Below are 18,890 nucleotides of genomic sequence, written 5' to 3'. Positions count from 1 at the left end.
CTCTTATTTTACTACAATATTAACAATTTTGTTAGGAACAACAATTACTTTGACAATCTTTTTATCACCAATAAATTTTTGTACACGCTCATTATTTTCTGCCATTTTTTGCAGTTGCGCTTTATCAGTATTTAGAGGAACAGTTACTTTATCACGCAATTTGCCATTAACTTGAAAGATTACAGCAACGTCTTGTTCGACTAAGTCAGCTGCTTGATATGTTGGCCAATTAGCATAAGTGATTGATTCTTGATGTCCTAACTTTTGCCACAATTCTTCCATCATATGGGGTGCAACAGGTGCTAACAATTTCACTAATCCTTCTGCATATGCTCTAGGGAAGAATTTAGCCTTTTGAACAGTATTACAAAAGACCATCATTTGTGAAATGGCGGTATTGAACTGTAACTTCTCATAACGTTCTGTGACAGCCTTAACAGTTTCGTTATAAACTTTTTTCAATTCCGGATTGTCTTGATCCAAAATAAAATCAGTGCGCAAAGTATTATCATCATCATTATTGATGTACAAGCGCCAAACTCTTTCTAAGAAACGATATGAACCTGCTAAACCATCTTCACTCCAAGAAATTGAGGCATCTAGTGGTCCCATAAACATTTCATAAACGCGTAAAGTGTCAGCACCATATTCGGCAACTACATCATCAGGATTAACCACATTACCTTTAGACTTGGACATTTTTTCGTGATTTTCACCTAAAATCATCCCTTGATTAAATAACTTTTGAAAAGGTTCGACAGTTGGGACTACACCAATATCGTATAAGAATTTGTGCCAAAAACGAGCATATAACAAATGTAAAACAGCATGTTCGGCGCCACCAATATATAAGTCTACTGGTAACCATTCTTTAAGTTTGTCAAAATCAGCAATTGCATTTTGATTATGCGGATCCACATAACGTAAATAATACCAAGAACTACCTGCCCATTGAGGCATAGTATTAGTTTCTCGCCGGCCCTTGCGGCCATTTTTGTCAACAACGTTCACCCAATCAGTCAAATTAGCTAAAGGACTTTCAACACTACCAGAAGGCTTGATATCTGCTTCTGCTGGTAACTCTAACGGTAGTTCATCCTCTGGTACTAGTGTTGTTTCCCCATCTTCCCAATGAATAACTGGAATAGGTTCTCCCCAATATCTTTGCCGTGAAAAGACCCAATCACGCAGGCGATAGTTGACTTTCTTTTGACCGACTTGATGTTCTTCTAACCAGGCAACTATTTTGGCAATGGCTTGCTCTTTGTCTAAGTCATTTAAAAAACCTGAATTAATATGCTTCCCGTCTCCTGTATAAGCAGCTTCGTCCACATTGCCACCTGCAATTACTGGAACAATTGGCAATTGGAATTTTTGAGCAAAGTCATAATCCCGTTGATCATGAGCAGGAACAGCCATAATAGCTCCTGTTCCATATGTTGCTAATACATAATCAGAAATCCAAATTGGTACCTGTTGACCATTAACAGGATTAATAGCATAAGCTCCAGTAAAGACACCGGTTTTTTCGGTATTTAGGTCCGTCCGGTCTAAATCACTCTTGCGTGCTGTTTGTGCTTGATAATCTTCGACAGCTGCTTTTTGTTCTGGTGTAGTAATTTGGGCCACTAATTCTTTATCTGGTGCCATAACCATGTAAGTAGCACCGAAAATTGTATCTGGACGTGTTGTAAAAATATCAAAGGTTAAATCTGTTCCAGCTATAGCAAAAGTTACTTCCGCCCCAATAGAGCGTCCAATCCAGTTGCGTTGCATATCTTTAATACTTTCAGGCCAATCTAATAAATCCAAATCATCAATTAATCGATCCGCATAAGCAGTTATTTTTAACATCCATTGCCGCATTGGTTTGCGATAAACTGGAAAACCGCCACGTTCAGTTTTACCATCAATAATTTCTTCATTAGCAACCACAGTGCCTAAATCTGGACTCCAATTAACTGGAATTTCAGCTTCATAAGCTAAGCCCTTTTTATACAACTGCTCAAAAATCCATTGCGTCCATTTATAGTAGCTGGGATCTGTTGTATTAACTTCACGGTCCCAATCATAGGAAAATCCTAAAGAATTAATTTGTTTTTTAAAAGTATTAATATTTTTTTGAGTAAAGTCCCGTGGGTTATTACCAGTTTTGATGGCATATTGTTCTGCTGGTAAACCAAAAGCATCCCAGCCCATCGGATGCAAGACATTGAAGCCTTGCATTCTTTTCATGCGGGCAATAATGTCAGTTGCGGTATATCCTTCTGGATGACCGACATGTAGCCCTTTACCAGATGGATAGGGAAACATGTCTAAAACGTAAAACTTCTTTTTATTTTTGTCGGTTGTGGTCTTAAAGGTCTGGTGTTCTTTCCAATAGGCCTGCCACTTTTTTTCAATTACATTATGGTTATAGCTCATATAATCCTCCTTATAAAAAAAGTCCTATTGCTTCTTTGCAATAGGACGAATGACCGCGGTACCACCTAAGTTTTGCATTGAAAATGCAACGCTTATGTAATTAACGATACCCCGTAAATACCTACTTTATTCAATACTTAAACTTGAGAATGAGTTCATCAACATCAAATTATGGAATCACACCAATCTTCCACTCTCTGCCAATTTAACGTTAACTACTAGTTTCTCGCTTTGTTTATTAAATATAATTAATAATAACTAGTATTATAGAATAACTAGGCTCATTATTTCAACTCTGAAATTGAATTTTCTTCATTTTCTGATTGTGGCAAATTACTTTTATCGACTGGAACTGATGGTTCGGCCTTTGACGTAACTGCGGTTGCTTTTTTAACAGGTATAACTTTTTGTTTTGGAGCTATATTGCTATAACTTTTTACTATTGAATTAGAAGGTTTAACTGCAGCCTGAGTAATTTCTTTATTAAAGTTAATTTCTTCGGCAATTTCATCATGAGCCGGCGTTGGCATGACAGTTTCTTCTTGTGGTTGACTTAAGCTAGCCTGCACAATTGGATGGTTATAATGATTCAAAATAATAATTGGTGCTTGTTGTTTTTGATAAGCATTTTTTGAAGTGACTAAAGTTTGTGCTTGATTAACTACCCAGTTAACTTTATTTACTACGATATCATTAGCGCTAACTGGACTATTAACTTCTGGTGCCTGATCAAAGCGAGTCAAGTCATACTTTTCAATCATACTGTTTAACTTCTGATCATAAGTTGTGTCGGTTGCATAATGTCCAGTCAAAGCTCTAGTAGCATCTTGATAAGTTTTTGCGTTGCTTTTCCAAACTGGTCCGTATAATTGCTCATTAGAACGTAATACACGTACATAATCTTCTAGTGATTCTTTATATGATGGATAACGCCGAAAACCAGAATTAATTGAAAACAGATTCCCGGTTCCATCATCTTCTTGAGTGCTAAAATCAACCGATTGTCCTTGATAATTACCCTTAACACCAAATAAATTATAATTAGGAGCTTGCGCTAAACCACTAGTTCCCCAACCACTTTCTAATAAAGCTTGAGCAATCATTACCGAAGCGTATAAATCATTATTATTAGCCAGCCTTTGAGCGGAAAGACCTAAATAATTCAAGAATGTTTGGTCACCATAACCATTAGAAGTAATAATATTTTCAGGATTATCAGCATTATCTACACTAATAGTCATTGACACATTATTCTCAGCAGCGGCCGAATTGATGTTACCTTGCCAGATAACTCCAGCCGTCAATAAACTAACACTAACCATTGATAACTGGTAAATAAACTTATGCTTCATATTTTTATGGTTATTTTGCTTTCTCATCAAAAAACTTTTACAATTCAATTATAAAATCTCCAAATCCAATTTATCTCTTATTATTTATACTACTAACTATCACTAAATAAAACAAGGAGTTTTACCTAAATGAACCAAAACGTAAACAAAATTTTAAAAATTGGCGCTTTATATTTAAGCTTCATTGTCATTGCAATAGCTGTCGTTTTACATTTACAAATTACTCAACAATTTGATAATTTTTTCTTCCAATTGTTACATGCGCCTAATAATCTTTATTTATCTTTCTTTAAAATTATTACTAACTTAGGAATGCCAATAATGACTGTAATCCTCAGTTTTATCTGCGGATTAATTCTGCACAGCCGCCAACGCTGGTTTTTAATTACTATCGTCTTAATTAATACGATTGGTAATCATTATTTTAAATATTTATTTCAACGTCCTCGACCAACTTTACCGCATTTAGTAACTGTTGGTGGTTACAGTTTTCCTAGTGGACATGCCGTTGCTATTACAACTTTTATATTAGCTTTACAAATAATTATTAAACAAAACACCAAAAAACGATTAAGTCTTTATCTATTAGACTTAATCGCTATTTTAGTGATTCTTAGTCGTATTGTCCTTCAAGTTCACTTTCCTAGTGACGTACTTGCTGGAACAATACTAGCTAGTGCTAACACCTTACTTTTTAAATATCTTGTTTTTGATAATCAATCAATAACTTCTGATTCTTAGCATCAAAGAGATTAATAATAAATGCACATAGCAAAATGATAAATCCAACTATATAAATACTGTGTAAACCGGAAAAGACTATTTGGCGAGCCGGTTGTAAATATTTGGCTGGAACCAAACCGGCAGTTGACGGATTAATCATCTTATTAACCATGTTAAATGTTAATCCTGGCGTGTTTTGAACACCTTGGACTAATTTTAAGTTCATTACAATCCCAAATATTGAAACCATCAATGTTTGACCCAAGCTCCGCGCTAGGGTATTGAAACTCGTTGCAGTACCAACTTCTTCAGGAGAAACCACGCTTTGCGAAGTTACTGTGGAAGTTGTGACAGCTAAACCAAAGCCAAAACCATAAATTGCAGAAATTAATAAGAAAACATAAAAGGCTGTTTTTAAAGGTAATAATAGATAAAAGATACAACCAGTGAGCAAAAATAATAACGCAATTGTTGTCAATCGATGTGGTGGGTATTTGATAATCATTTTTCCAGAAACATAAGACCCAACCAGCCAAATAACCGAACTAGGAGTTACGGCAAATCCCCCTAATAATGGCGAAAGGCCAAGCACACTCTGCATCCAGATTGGCAAATAAGCCTCAAAACCAATTAAAAATCCAGAAATCAATAACAAAGTTGCATTTTGAATTACAAATGCTCGATTGGTGAATAAATGAATTGGTAAAACGGGATCTTCTTGGTGCCGTTCCACTTTAACTAGGATTATCAAAGAAATCACGGCTAATACTAATAAAACTAAACTCCAAACAAAGGTATGTGCATTGTTAAGATTTTGTAAACCTAACATCAAAAATACTAAGGACAATGTTAATAACACAATACCTTGATAATCAATGGCATGGTGCTGTGGTTTAATATCTTCATGTAAAAAGAACTGCACTAAAATAATAGTTAACAAACCAAACGGAATATTAATTGCAAAAACCCAATGCCAACTCAATTTGTCAACGATAAAACCACCTAATAACGGTGCCACAATCGAAGCTATTCCCCAAGAAGAGCCATTTAAACCAATCATATTAGCTCTTTTTTCAATTGGATAAATATCTGCTAATACAGTATATGTTAATGGTTGAATAGCTCCTGCACCTAACCCTTGTAGAATACGAAAGAAAATTAGCTGCAGCATTGTATGTGATATGCCACAAAGGAACGAACCAACGACAAAAATTACTAAACCGATGTTTAACAATAATTTGCGTCCATAGCGATCAGATAATTTGCCATAAATTGGTGTCGTCACAGCACTCATCAATAAATAAATTGAAAACACCCAGTTCATTAAACTTAAACCGTGTAAATCCCCGATAATGGTGGGCATTGCCGTTGAGACAATCGTTCCCTCAATTGCTGTCATAAAAGTTGCAATAAAAACAGCAACTGTTACTAATTTTACATTTGTTTTTTTCACAAGCGTTCAATTACTCCTTTATAATTTGTTGCAACTCTTGGACCTTATCCAATTTTTCCCAAGGTAAATCAATATCAGTCCGTCCAAAATGTCCATAAGCAGCTGTTTGTTCATAAATTGGACGTTTTAAATCTAACATTGCAATAATCCCGGCTGGTCTCAAATCGAATACCTTTCGAATTGCAGCGACTATCTGCTCATCATGATACTTACTACTGCCAAAAGTATTAACATCAATAGATACGGGACGAGCAACCCCAATTGCATAAGCTAATTGAATTTCAATTTGATCAGCAATTCCAGCGGCTACAATATTTTTGGCAACGTAGCGTGCTGCATAACTAGCAGAACGGTCAACCTTAGTAGCATCTTTTCCTGAAAAAGCTCCTCCACCATGATGAGCAAAACCACCATAAGTATCGACAATGATTTTTCTGCCGGTCAAACCTGTATCACTGCTAGGTCCACCTAGAACAAACCGGCCTGTAGGATTAATTAAAAATTTGGTTTGATCATCCAATAAAGTAGCTGGAATCACTTTTTTAATTACTTGTTCAATAATATCGTGCTTTAAATCTTTTAATTGTACTTCTGGATTATGTTGGGTACTTAAAACTACAGTATCTACCCTTAGAGGTTTGCCATCATCATCATATTCAACTGTTACTTGTGCTTTAGAATCAGGACGCAAATAATTCAAAGTGTTATTTTTGCGAACTCGCGTTACTTGATGAGTCAACTTATGAGCTAACACGATTGGTAAAGGCATGTACTCTGCAGTTTCATTCGTTGCATAACCAAACATTAACCCTTGATCTCCAGCACCAATTTGATCGTAAGGATCTTGATCAGTTTGGCCTTCTCGCTTTTCTAAAGCATCGTCAACTCCTTGGGCAATATCTGGTGATTGTTGGTCCAATGCCACAATCACTGCACAAGTATCAGCATCAAAACCATAATCAGAATTTGTATAACCAATTCGCCGAACAGTATTCCGCACAATCCCTTGGATATCCACATAAGCGCTGGTTGTAATTTCACCTGCTACGAGTACTAATCCTGTGGTTACAGTAGTTTCACAAGCAACTCGTGCGTCTTTATCCTTAGCAATAATGGCATCTAAAATGGCATCACTGATTTGATCAGCTATCTTGTCAGGATGTCCTTCCGATACAGATTCCGATGTAAAAAAATGTCTTTCTTTTTCCAAAATATATTTCCCCCTTAATTCGGTTACAGGTAGACCTAATGGTCCCATCAGGAACTTAATTAACTTCCCTATGTTATCATAAAAAGCTAATTAAAAAAATTATTTATCTTGATAAATATAATCGCGTGTCATCGGTAACTTTTGACCAGATGGACCCTTGGTTAACAAATACTGTATAACATCAATATTCCCTGATGCAAAAGAGGCAGCACATGCTTGCAAATATAAATCCCACATTCGCACAAATCGCTCTCCCATCATTTGAGTGATTTCTTGACGATGCTGATTGAAGTTACTATCCCAAATTTCGGTAGTTTTTTGATAATGACGTCGTAGCATTTCCATGTCACTCAATTGCAGACCAGCATCCAAAATACTTTGAATATTTTCCACAACGCCAGGAACATAGCCACCAGGAAAAATCCATTTATCAATCCAAGCATTAGTTGCCCCTTCTCCTTGACGAGTAATTCCATGAATAAGCGCCACACCATTCTCTTTTAAAAATTGTGCAACATCAGAAAAATATTCCGGAAGATTTTCTTTACCAACATGCTCAAACATTCCAACTGAAACTACATAATCCCACTGACGACCAACTAATTCACGATAATCAGTCAAGATAACTTCCGCTGTATCATTTAGATTCAAATCTTTAATTTTTTGTGTTACAAAATTATATTGCTCTTCACTCAAAGTAACACCAGTAACTTTTAAATGATACTTTTGGGCTGCTGTTAACATTAAAGTACCCCAACCACAACCAATATCTAATAACGTTTTTCCTGGTTGCGGATTTAACTTTTTAATAATATGATTAACTTTGTTCAATTGAGCAGTTTGTAAATCATCATCTGGGTGTTCAAAATAAGCACAAGAATAAGTCATGGTATCATCTAACCATAACTTATAAAAATCGTTTCCCAAATCGTAATGTTCTTGTACGTATTCTTCATTATCAGTTTCTGTATGCTTACGATGAGGCATTATTTTTTTGAGCTTTTTGTTATAAAAGAAACTCTCTTTATTATCATAAGCAGCCAAAATTAAATCTTCGATACTGCCTTCAATTTCAATCTTTTTATCCATATATGCTTCCCCTAAAGCTAGAGAAGCATTGTTCATAATGTCTTTCATTGGAATAGATTCATTAAAGGTAATTGTAATCTGCGGCTGTCCATCACCGTAAATTTCAGTTGTCTGATCCCAATAATTGACCTTGATTGGGATATTAAAAGAACTTTTTAATAATTGTTTATAGAACGTTTTTTCAAGCATTAATTTTAACTCCTGTTTTAAATTCAATAATAAAACAGTACACCAAACTAAAAATTTCTTCAAATATAATAGCTCTGGAGGTTCTAAATGAAAGCAATTCGCTTGATCTTATCAACACTTATTTCGTTTTTAAGCGTCATTACTTATCCGTTAGTTTTAACACAAAAATATCCTTATCATTTTGACAGTGGTACCAAATTAGCCTTTATTATGGTTGCATTAATTATTATTTATATTGAATTCTTTATACCTTTACACCCTAATAATTATTTTAATGGCGTTTACTCGCTAGTTTCCTTTCTGATAATCTTAAAAAATTATTCTAACCAATTTTCGCTATATTTGCTGATGTTGTTTATATGTCAGCTGTTAATTGCCTTTATTGCCAATAGTTTTGAGAAATCAAGACCACTGCTTTGTATTTTTGTTATTCCTATATTTTCAACATTTTTGTTGATTTATTCCTTATTTCATTTTGCATCTGCTAATGCGATAGTAACTACAATCTTGATTAATATTTTAGTTACGATGATTGTACTCAGCAAAAGTTTTAAAGAACAATTGTTAGCAAGTATTTGTATTATCTTTGCACTGGGATCGTTGTATTTCTTCCATTATTTATCAATAATCAAATTTTTTATTTATTTAGCAATCTTCATAGCTAGTTTATTTTTAACTAAATATTTAAAAAATAAATTTTTAAACGATAAATATCCAATACTTAGAATTCTCTTGTCGTTGATAAATATTTTACCGTAAAATTCCTTTACCTATTTTCTAGATAAAAATTGAAAATCAGCAACAAATTTAATAAAGCAATTGCTGACTCAAAACTGTCCTTATTAAAGATTGCATCCGGTTTGTGGTACCGGCATACATAAGTTCGAGTATGATGTACCGCTTGTTTAATCAGTTATAACCAAATTAAAACAAGCTCAGGATGCTGGTTTGTCATCAATTTGTAGAAGACATAATTGATAGAAAAAATAATAATTCTAACGAAAAAAGCGTTGATATAATTATCAACACTTAAAGGTCTAAACATAAAATGGAAGTTACAGGGCTCGAACCTGTGACCCTCTGCTTGTAAGGCAGACGCTCTCCCAACTGAGCTAAACTTCCAATAATCAATGACCCGTACGGGATTTGAACCCATGTTACCGCCGTGAAAGGGCGGTGTCTTAACCACTTGACCAACGGGTCATAAGCCAAAATGGAAGTTACAGGGCTCGAACCTGTGACCCTCTGCTTGTAAGGCAGACGCTCTCCCAACTGAGCTAAACTTCCAATAATCAATGACCCGTACGGGATTTGAACCCATGTTACCGCCGTGAAAGGGCGGTGTCTTAACCACTTGACCAACGGGTCATACCAAATTCCAGAAAAACTTCCGAAACCAACGGAGAGTAAGGGATTTGAACCCTTGATACAGAAATAATCCGTATACATGATTTCCAATCATGCTCCTTCAGCCACTCGGACAACTCTCCAAATAAAAAAACTCCGGTTGTCAGACTCGAACTGACGACACCCTGATTAACAGTCAGATGCTCTACCAACTGAGCTAAACCGGATTAATAAGCGTGGCAGCGTCCTAGCCTCGCAGGTAGTTTCCCACCAACTACTCTCGGCGCTGAGAAGCTTAACTTCTGTGTTCGGCATGAGAACAGGTGTATCCTTCTCGCTATCGCCACCACACTTTGCCTCTGAAAGAACCTTCGTTCCCTCAAAACTGAATATTAAGAGTCCGTTCTGCGCTCGGTTAAGCCCTCGACCGATTAGTATTGCTCCGCTCCAATTATCACTAACCTTCCACGCGCAACCTATCTACCTCATCTTCTTTGAGGGTCTTACTTCATTACTGAATGGGAAATCTCATCTTGAGGTGGGTTTCACACTTAGATGCTTTCAGCGTTTATCCCTTCCATACATAGCTACCCAGCGATGCTCTTGGCAGAACAACTGGTGCACCAGCGGTATGTCCATCCCGGTCCTCTCGTACTAAGGACAGATCCTCGCAAATTTCCTCCGCCCGCGACGGATAGGGACCGAACTGTCTCACGACGTTCTGAACCCAGCTCGCGTACCGCTTTAATGGGCGAACAGCCCAACCCTTGGGACCGACTACAGCCCAGGATGCGATGAGCCGACATCGAGGTGCCAAACCTCCCCGTCGATGTGAACTCTTGGGGGAGATAAGCCTGTTATCCCCAGGGTAGCTTTTATCCGTTGAGCGATGGCCCTTCCATACGGTGCCACCGGATCATTAAGCCCGACTTTCGTCCCTGCTCGACTTGTCTGTCTCACAGTCAAGCTCCCTTCTGCCTTTACACTCTGCGAATGATTTCCAACCATTCTGAGGGAACCTTTGGGCGCCTCCGTTACTGTTTAGGAGGCGACCGCCCCAGTCAAACTGCCCACCTGACACTGTCTCCCGCCATGCTTCAATGGCGCGGGTTAGAACCTTCATCTAACAAGGGTAGTATCCCACCAGTGCCTCCGTCGATACTAGCGTACCGACCTCTTCGGCTCCTACCTATCCTGTACATGTTACACAAAAATTCAATATCAAGCTACAGTAAAGCTCCATGGGTCTTTCCGTCCTGTCGCGGGTAACCCGCATCTTCACGGGTATTATAATTTCACCGAGTCTATTGTTGAGACAGTGCCCAAATCATTACGCCTTTCGTGCAGGTCGGAACTTACCCGACAAGGAATTTCGCTACCTTAGGACCGTTATAGTTACGGCCGCCGTTTACTGGGCTTCAATTCAAACCTTCGCTTACGCTAAGCTCTCCTCTTAACCTTCCAGCACCGGGCAGGCGTCAGCCCCTATACGTCATCTTTCGATTTGGCAGAGACCTGTGTTTTTGATAAACAGTTGTTTGGGCCTTTTCACTGCGGCTGGCTCTTACACCAGCACCCCTTCTCCCGAAGTTACGGGGCCATTTTGCCGAGTTCCTTAACAATAGTTCACTCGCTCACCTTAGAATTCTCATCTCGACTACCTGTGTCGGTTTGCGGTACGGGTAACCAGTTCCTCACTAGAAGCTTTTCTTGGCAGTGTGACTCTCGTGCTTCGCTACTTATATTTCGCTCCCCATCACAGCTCGTCCTTAGAAGTAAGCATTTAACTCACTCCCAGACTCACTGCTTGGACATGCTTTTCCAGCTGCATGCTCACGTTTATCTCCTGCGTCCCTCCATTGCTCAAACAGAACTGATCAGTACAGGAATCTCAACCTGTTTTCCATCGGCTACGCCTTTCGGCCTCGTCTTAGGTCCCGACTTACCCTGGGCGGACGAGCCTTCCCCAGGAATCCTTAGTCATTCGGTGGACCAGATTCTCACTGGTCTTTCGCTACTCATACCGGCATTCTCACTTCTAAGCGCTCCACCAGTCCTCACGATCTGGCTTCTTCGTGCTTACAACGCTCTCCTATCGCATAACTATTTCTAGTTACACCCACAGTTTCGGTACCATACTTAGCCCCGGTACATTTTCGGCGCAGAGTCACTCGACTAGTGAGCTATTACGCACTCTTTGAATGCATTGCTGCTTCTAAGCCAACATCCTAGTTGTCTATGCAGCTCCACTTCCTTTTCCACTTAGTATGGATTTTGGGACCTTAACTGGTGATCTGGGCTGTTCCCCTTTCGACTACGGATCTTATCACTCATAGTCTGACTCCCGGGTATAGATTAATGGCATTCGGAGTTTATCTGAATTCAGTAACCCTTGATGGGCCCCTAGTCCAAACAGTGCTCTACCTCCATAATCCTCTTCCCCGAGGCTAGCCCTAAAGCTATTTCGGAGAGAACCAGCTATCTCCAAGTTCGTTTGGAATTTCACCGCTACCCACACCTCATCCCCGCAATTTTCAACTTACGTGGGTTCGGTCCTCCAGTGCGTTTTACCGCACCTTCAACCTGGACATGGGTAGGTCACTTGGTTTCGGGTCTACGTCAAACTACTTTGCGCCCTCTTCAGACTCGCTTTCGCTGCGGCTCCGTCTTCTCAACTTAACCTCGCAATTTAACGTAACTCGCCGGTTCATTCTACAAAAGGCACGCCATCACTCTTTAACGAGCTCTGACTACTTGTAGGCACACGGTTTCAGGATCTGTTTCACTCCCCTCCCGGGGTGCTTTTCACCTTTCCCTCACGGTACTAGTTCACTATCGGTCACTAGGGAGTATTTAGCCTTGGGAGATGGTCCTCCCAGATTCCGACGGGGTTTCACGTGCCCCGCCGTACTCAGGATCCTGGTTGAGTGCTCTTGATTTCGTCTACAAGACTGTCACTTTCTTCGGTGCAGCTTCCCAACTGCTTCGACTATCGCAAGCCTTTTTCCTCGTCTACCAGTCCTACTACCCCAACAAGCATGCTCGTTGGTTTGGGCTCTTTCCTTTTCGCTCGCCGCTACTCCGGAAATCGATTTTTCTTTCTCTTCCTGTGGCTACTTAGATGTTTCAGTTCACCACGTCTTCCCCACATTAACTACTTCATTTCATTAATGTGTGACTGAGCTTGACCTCAGCCGGGTTCCCCCATTCGGATATCTCCGGTTCTTCGCTTACTTACAGCTCCCCGAAGCATTTCGGTGTTTGTTCCGTCCTTCATCGGCTCCTAGTGCCTAGGCATCCACCGTGCGCCCTTATCATCTTAACCTATTTCTTACTTCTTTTCTTGAATCTCTCGATTCGCGCAGTTTCTCGGTGATATACTTTTGCATATCGTTTCTCTTAATATTCAGTTTTCAAGGTTCAAAGGTATCATTGACAGTTTCCTGCCAATGGAGGTTAACGGGATCGAACCGATGACCTCCTGCGTGCAAAGCAGGCGCTCTCCCATCTGAGCTAAACCCCCATATTTTTGGATCGATGGGCCTAAATGGACTTGAACCATCGACCTCACGCTTATCAGGCGTGCGCTCTAACCAGCTGAGCTATAGGCCCAAAAGCTTTTGCCACTCGTTTTTATTCTTTTGTTTGAGAGTTGACCTCTCAAAACTGAACAAAGTTTCTACAAAAGTGCTTCCGTTTATTTTCCTTAGAAAGGAGGTGATCCAGCCGCAGGTTCTCCTACGGCTACCTTGTTACGACTTCACCCTAATCATTTGTCCCACCTTAGACGGCTGGCTCCCTTACGGGTTACCCCACCGGCTTTGGGTGTTACAAACTCTCATGGTGTGACGGGCGGTGTGTACAAGGCCCGGGAACGTATTCACCGCGGCATGCTGATCCGCGATTACTAGCGATTCCAGCTTCATGCAGGCGAGTTGCAGCCTGCAATCCGAACTGAGAATGGTTTTAAGAGATCTGCTTGCCCTCGCGAGTTCGCTTCTCATTGTACCATCCATTGTAGCACGTGTGTAGCCCAGGTCATAAGGGGCATGATGATTTGACGTCGTCCCCACCTTCCTCCGGTTTGTCACCGGCAGTCTCACTAGAGTGCCCAACTTAATGCTGGCAACTAGTAACAAGGGTTGCGCTCGTTGCGGGACTTAACCCAACATCTCACGACACGAGCTGACGACAACCATGCACCACCTGTCTTCCTGTCCCCGAAGGGAACCTCTAATCTCTTAGACTTGCAGGAGATGTCAAGACCTGGTAAGGTTCTTCGCGTTGCTTCGAATTAAACCACATGCTCCACCGCTTGTGCGGGCCCCCGTCAATTCCTTTGAGTTTCAACCTTGCGGTCGTACTCCCCAGGCGGAGTGCTTAATGCGTTAGCTGCAGCACTGAGAGGCGGAAACCTCCCAACACTTAGCACTCATCGTTTACGGCATGGACTACCAGGGTATCTAATCCTGTTCGCTACCCATGCTTTCGAGCCTCAGCGTCAGTTACAGACCAGAGAGCCGCCTTCGCCACTGGTGTTCTTCCATATATCTACGCATTTCACCGCTACACATGGAGTTCCACTCTCCTCTTCTGCACTCAAGTCTGCCAGTTTCTGATGCTCTTCCTCAGTTAAGCTGAGGGCTTTCACATTCAGACTTAACAGACCGCCTGCGCTCCCTTTACGCCCAATAAATCCGGACAACGCTTGCCACCTACGTATTACCGCGGCTGCTGGCACGTAGTTAGCCGTGACTTTCTGGTTGATTACCGTCACGATGTGAGCAGTTACTCTCACACCCGTTCTTCTTCAACAACAGGATTTTACGATCCGAAAACCTTCTTCATCCACGCGGCGTTGCTCCATCAGACTTGCGTCCATTGTGGAAGATTCCCTACTGCTGCCTCCCGTAGGAGTTTGGGCCGTGTCTCAGTCCCAATGTGGCCGATTACCCTCTCAGGTCGGCTACGTATCATTGCCTTGGTGAACCGTTACTCCACCAACTAGCTAATACGCCGCAGGTCCATCCTAAAGTGACAGCCGAAACCGTCTTTCAACTTCTCGTCATGTGACCAGAAGGTTTATGCGGTATTAGCACCTGTTTCCAGATGGTATCCCCGCTTTAGGGTAGGTTACCTACGTGTTACTCACCCATCCGCCGCTCGTTCCATTAATTCCGCCCGAAGACTTCCTTAATTTCACTCGCTCGACTTGCATGTATTAGGCACGCCGCCAGCGTTCGTCCTGAGCCAGGATCAAACTCTCATTTTTTGTAGTTCTTTCTCTTGCTCATGACTTGAACTCGCGTTCTTGTCTTTTCTTTATTGCTTTTCTCATTGACAGGTTCTTATTGAACCCTGCACTTTTGCGTTTAGAAACTTTATTCAGTTTTCAAAGATCAACCTTCGCTGTCATTTAGCAGCTGTTTTATTATATCAGCTGCTCGGTAGCTTGTCAAGAACTTTTTTATCTTTCTTGCTTTGTTCTTTTAGCTCTCTTTTTGCTCTCCGTGACAACAGAAAATATCTTACCAACTTTTTTACTCTAGCGCAAGTACTTTTTTACAATTTGGGCAAATTCCTTGAATATTTAATTCTATTTTGTTGATTTGAAAGGAAGAATCGGCACTTAATTTTTTTAATAAGGCTGGATAATCAGTATAATTAATATCAAAAATTTGATGACAATTCTCACAAATTGCATGGAAATGTTCTTTATGAAAATAGTCAAAATGAATTGACTTATCATCATAGGTCAATTCATTAATAGGTGTTACTTTTGATAGAAAGCGCAAATTATTATAAACAGTAGCAATACTGATGTTATTAGTAGTATGTTTCAAATCGTTATAGACATCTTCAGCAGTTGGGTGATTATGGTGAGTTATCATATATTCTAAAATTACTAACCTCTGGTCAGTAATTCTTATCTTTTGCGCACGTAATTTGGATACTAATTTATCTAACTCATCATTGGCCATTGTTTTACCTCTCTTTATTCAATTCTGGAGCATCCGTATGATAGTAGTTCATAAGTGATTTGTCATGATTTTGCATCATGATACTATTTTTCTGTAAGCGATTTTGCTTGTGTAATTGTTTGAGACCCTTACTTTTACTATAATTATAGTCCTTTTTGACAACCTTTTTAAAACCTTGTGGTGTATAAAAGCGGAGCAAATCTCCTGTAATTACTTTATCTGACAAGGATAATTCGGTATCTACTCGATTAGACATTTGTTCAACTTTTTGACGCTGTTCTGGGGTTAAAGAACCAGCCACTTTACCTGTTTTGGTATCATAATAAGTACCATTAACTTTCGTAAAATCTGGCGCAACAAAATCTCCATTTCGAAAAGCTACTAATTGTGACCGCTGAGGTGCCAATAAATCTGATCCAAATTGGATCGTATCATCATTTTTTACGCCCAACAAATTAAGAATGGTTGGCAAAACATCAATTTCACCACCATAGGTATGATTAATGCCACCTTGTAAACCATCCATATGAATCATAAATGGTACACGTTGAAATTGCGCATTATCAAAATTATCAAAATTTTTCTTATTTAATAACTTGGCCACAGCTTTTTTATGATTAGCCGAAATTCCATAATGATCCCCGTAAAAAATAACAACGCTCTTTTTATCTAGTCCTGTAGCTTTTAACCATGCCATAAATTCACCAATGGATTGATCTAAATAGTGAGCTGTTTGGACATAGCCATCAACAGTACTATCACCGGTATTGGTTTTCTGAATTGTTTGATTCTTTTTATCCAGCATATAAGGATAGTGATTAGTTACTGTAATTAATTTAGCATAGAAAGGTTGTGGCAACTGTTGAACATAGTTAGCAGCATCACGCAAAAAGATTTTGTCTTTCATACCATAACCGATATTATAATCTTTTTTATCTTTGTAATATTTGGAACTAAAGAAATAATCATAACCCCAAGATTTATAAGTATTATCGCGATTCCAAAAACTGGGAACATCCCCATGAAAAGATGCAGTCGTGTAGCCATTTTGATTCAAAATAGCTGGTGCAGCTTGAAAGGTATTAGAAGTTCCATCAGTTACCATTGCTGCTCCTTCAGGCAAGCCAAATAAAGAGTTTTCTAGCATTAACTCTGCATCAGCAGTTTTTCCTTGTCCAACTTGATTAAAGAAATTATCAAATCCAATAGTATTTTTAGAGTGATATAACTTGTTAATATTTGGTGTAACTTCCTGGTTATCCCATTTAAAATCAATTAAAAATTGTTGGAAACTTTCTAAATGAATAATAAAAACATTTTTACCTTTGGCTACTCCAGTATATTGGACATTGGAGGCAACTCGGTTATTATTGATATAATTCTTCACTGTTTTCATATCAGAACTATCAGCATTAGCTTTAACTGCACTAGTTTTAGCCGCTTTAACTGCATCATATACTGAAAAAGAATTCAAGCCCAGATATTTAACAATATAGTTGTTGTCAAAAGTTCTTGTTAGTAATCCTGAACGATCTTGTTGAGCTAAAGTTAGATTAATGCCAAATGTAACCAATGCAATAGCCGTAATGGTCATAGGAATACGGACATTCAATTTAGAAATATCAATTTTAATAAATTTGAATGCCAATAAAATTACCAAAATAGCAATATCAATAAACGCAAAAAAGTCGGTAGGCCGAATAATACCAATAATACTTTTACCTAAATTGTTAGAAACCGAACTTGACCCCTTCATCAAAGTCATTGTTAAAAAGTCAGAAAATTCCCGATAGTAAAGAATATTTGCAAATAACCAAATTGACGTGATTAAATCGATAATCAACATATAAACATAAGATTTGCGGCCTTTCATATAAATCGCAATGCCCAACAGCAAAAGTGTTGTTGGAATTGGATTTAAAAACAGCAAAAAGGATTGCATGCTGCCATTAACACCTAAATTAAATTTAGTTAGATACATAAAATATGTTTTTATCCAACATAATAAAACAGCCAACGTAAAAAAGCCTAATTTAGTATTTAGAAAATTAATTATTCGATTTCCTAGGTTCTTCATCAAAAGTTTTGCCTCCACGCACTTGTGTATTCTTGCGTTCGTTAATTGGTTTAAATGCTACTGCAATAATGCCGAGAAACATGCCCAAATAATAAGTGATAAAACGCCAAATAAACATCCCTAAGTATAATTGACTGGGCACACTTACAAAACGAGCAAATAAAGTTTTAAAACTATATTCTGCTCCACCAGTACCACCAGGAACTGGAAAAATTGAAGTAATCATGACAATCATAATTTGCATAATCAAAACATCAATCAAATTAGCCTGATCAACATGTAAAGCTAGTAACGTAAAATAGACTACCAAATAATAAAACAAAAGCTGAATAAACGTCAATAAAGTTGCTAATAAAACTTTACGACCCTCTTTTTTCAAAACCAAACTTTCATGATAGAAAGTATCAATTTTGTCCAATACTTTGTTAGTCCATACTTGAACTCTTTGATGACTAACAAATAAAGAAATTATTTTCATTATTCCCATAACTAATTTTCTAGTTAAACGATAATAAAACATAATCATTAATAATAAACCAATAGTAAAAACATGAATTATAAACCCACCAGCAATTAAGTAAGCTAAAGCAGAATAATGTTGCGCAATACTTTGAAATTTAAAAATCATAGCAAAAATAAAATTAACCAAAACAATGGTTTGATAAATGATAAATTTCATTAATAAAACTGAGCTCGCACGCCCACCTTCAACTCCTGATTGTAACAAAGCAATTAATTGTGCTGGCTGTCCTCCTGAAGAAAAAGGAGTAATGGCATTAAAAAGAGCTTGAATCCACGGAATTCGTAAGATATTCCACCAATTGTGCAAAGAATCTTCTCGATTTTTTAATAAAACTTTTAAAACTAAAGCTTCAAAAAAATACGATATAAACATCGCTAAAAAGGCGATTACTAGCCAAAATAAATTCATATGCAAAGCTTGGTGCCATAAGGCTTGAAGATTAGTATTATGCATCTCAAAAGCAAAAACACCTAAGCCAATAATCAACATAATTAATGCAGATAATTGATTCTTTCGACTCAT

10 protein-coding genes, 8 tRNA genes, 3 rRNA genes and 1 other annotated feature are annotated in these 18,890 nt (G+C 38.6%); of the genes, 2 read left to right on the top strand and 19 right to left on the bottom strand.

Translation table 11 applies throughout. The annotated features are described in order from the left end of the window. Nucleotides 1-3: 3 nt before the first annotated feature. Nucleotides 4-2,424: a leucine--tRNA ligase gene (leuS, locus tag DS830_RS01645; protein WP_118908003.1), complete on the bottom strand. Its 2,421-nt coding sequence runs from the start codon at nt 2,422-2,424 to the stop codon at nt 4-6. Between the two features lie 38 nt (nt 2,425-2,462). Next, nucleotides 2,463-2,665 (bottom strand) — a binding site (T-box leader). Nucleotides 2,666-2,708: 43 nt separating this feature from the next. Continuing rightward, the gene (locus tag DS830_RS01640; protein ID WP_240366812.1) at nt 2,709-3,824 is read right to left on the bottom strand and encodes a glucosaminidase domain-containing protein; all 1,116 of its coding nucleotides are present in this window, start codon (nt 3,822-3,824) and stop codon (nt 2,709-2,711) included. An 81-nt stretch (nt 3,825-3,905) separates the two neighbouring features. On the opposite strand from DS830_RS01640, the gene DS830_RS01635 reads away from it, so the two are divergent. Continuing rightward, nucleotides 3,906-4,517 carry a phosphatase PAP2 family protein gene (locus DS830_RS01635; protein WP_118908002.1) on the top strand — a complete coding sequence of 204 codons (612 nt, stop codon included), beginning with the start codon at nt 3,906-3,908 and terminating at the stop codon, nt 4,515-4,517. Here DS830_RS01635 and DS830_RS01630 read toward each other — a convergent pair. From DS830_RS01630 to DS830_RS01620, 3 genes are all read right to left on the bottom strand, one after another. Then, a complete protein-coding gene (locus DS830_RS01630) occupies nt 4,471-5,952 on the bottom strand; it encodes an MDR family MFS transporter (protein WP_162887471.1) in 1,482 nt (493 codons plus the stop codon). The genes DS830_RS01635 and DS830_RS01630 overlap by 47 nt on opposite strands. 10 nt (nt 5,953-5,962) lie before the next feature. Then, nucleotides 5,963-7,162 (bottom strand): methionine adenosyltransferase, encoded by a 1,200-nt coding sequence (gene metK, locus DS830_RS01625; protein WP_240366811.1) that lies wholly within the window; start codon nt 7,160-7,162, stop codon nt 5,963-5,965. Nucleotides 7,163-7,261: 99 nt separating this feature from the next. Next, nucleotides 7,262-8,440, bottom strand: coding sequence for an SAM-dependent methyltransferase (locus tag DS830_RS01620; protein ID WP_118908000.1), 1,179 nt, complete (start codon nt 8,438-8,440; stop codon nt 7,262-7,264). Between the two features lie 87 nt (nt 8,441-8,527). On the opposite strand from DS830_RS01620, the gene DS830_RS01615 reads away from it, so the two are divergent. Beyond that, entirely contained in the window at nt 8,528-9,199 is a 672-nt protein-coding gene (locus DS830_RS01615) for a hypothetical protein (protein ID WP_118907999.1), read from the top strand. A gap of 290 nt (nt 9,200-9,489) precedes the next feature. On the opposite strand, the gene DS830_RS01610 is transcribed toward DS830_RS01615, so the two are convergent. From DS830_RS01610 to DS830_RS01545, 14 genes are all read right to left on the bottom strand, one after another. Beyond that, nucleotides 9,490-9,562, bottom strand: a tRNA-Val gene (locus DS830_RS01610). Nucleotides 9,563-9,571: 9 nt separating this feature from the next. Further along, nucleotides 9,572-9,643 (bottom strand) — tRNA-Glu (locus tag DS830_RS01605). An 11-nt stretch (nt 9,644-9,654) separates the two neighbouring features. Then, nucleotides 9,655-9,727: transfer RNA gene (locus tag DS830_RS01600), tRNA-Val, on the bottom strand. Nucleotides 9,728-9,736: 9 nt separating this feature from the next. Next, nucleotides 9,737-9,808: transfer RNA gene (locus DS830_RS01595), tRNA-Glu, on the bottom strand. 32 nt (nt 9,809-9,840) lie between these two features. After that, nucleotides 9,841-9,930: transfer RNA gene (locus tag DS830_RS01590), tRNA-Ser, on the bottom strand. A gap of 11 nt (nt 9,931-9,941) precedes the next feature. Beyond that, nucleotides 9,942-10,014, bottom strand: a tRNA-Asn gene (locus tag DS830_RS01585). A 7-nt stretch (nt 10,015-10,021) separates the two neighbouring features. Further along, nucleotides 10,022-10,138 (bottom strand): 5S ribosomal RNA (gene rrf / locus DS830_RS01580). A gap of 60 nt (nt 10,139-10,198) precedes the next feature. Continuing rightward, nucleotides 10,199-13,112 (bottom strand): 23S ribosomal RNA (locus tag DS830_RS01575). Between the two features lie 125 nt (nt 13,113-13,237). Beyond that, nucleotides 13,238-13,310: transfer RNA gene (locus tag DS830_RS01570), tRNA-Ala, on the bottom strand. 15 nt (nt 13,311-13,325) lie between these two features. Next, nucleotides 13,326-13,399, bottom strand: a tRNA-Ile gene (locus tag DS830_RS01565). Nucleotides 13,400-13,497: 98 nt separating this feature from the next. Further along, nucleotides 13,498-15,059 (bottom strand): 16S ribosomal RNA (locus DS830_RS01560). The 16S, 23S and 5S rRNA genes sit together here with 8 tRNA genes alongside, the layout of an rRNA operon. Nucleotides 15,060-15,327: 268 nt before the next feature. Continuing rightward, nucleotides 15,328-15,768 carry a Fur family transcriptional regulator gene (locus DS830_RS01555; RefSeq protein WP_118907998.1) on the bottom strand — a complete coding sequence of 147 codons (441 nt, stop codon included), beginning with the start codon at nt 15,766-15,768 and terminating at the stop codon, nt 15,328-15,330. A gap of 4 nt (nt 15,769-15,772) precedes the next feature. Beyond that, nucleotides 15,773-17,845: an LTA synthase family protein gene (locus DS830_RS01550; RefSeq protein WP_118907997.1), complete on the bottom strand. Its 2,073-nt coding sequence runs from the start codon at nt 17,843-17,845 to the stop codon at nt 15,773-15,775. Then, nucleotides 17,817-18,890 carry a lysylphosphatidylglycerol synthase transmembrane domain-containing protein gene (locus tag DS830_RS01545; protein WP_118902999.1) on the bottom strand — a complete coding sequence of 358 codons (1,074 nt, stop codon included), beginning with the start codon at nt 18,888-18,890 and terminating at the stop codon, nt 17,817-17,819. The genes DS830_RS01550 and DS830_RS01545 overlap by 29 nt, the downstream gene beginning before the upstream one ends.

The sequence above is a fragment of the Bombilactobacillus bombi genome, assembly GCF_003522965.1.
GTDB lineage: Bacteria > Bacillota > Bacilli > Lactobacillales > Lactobacillaceae > Bombilactobacillus > Bombilactobacillus bombi.
This window is presented reverse-complemented; position numbering and strand designations above follow the sequence as displayed.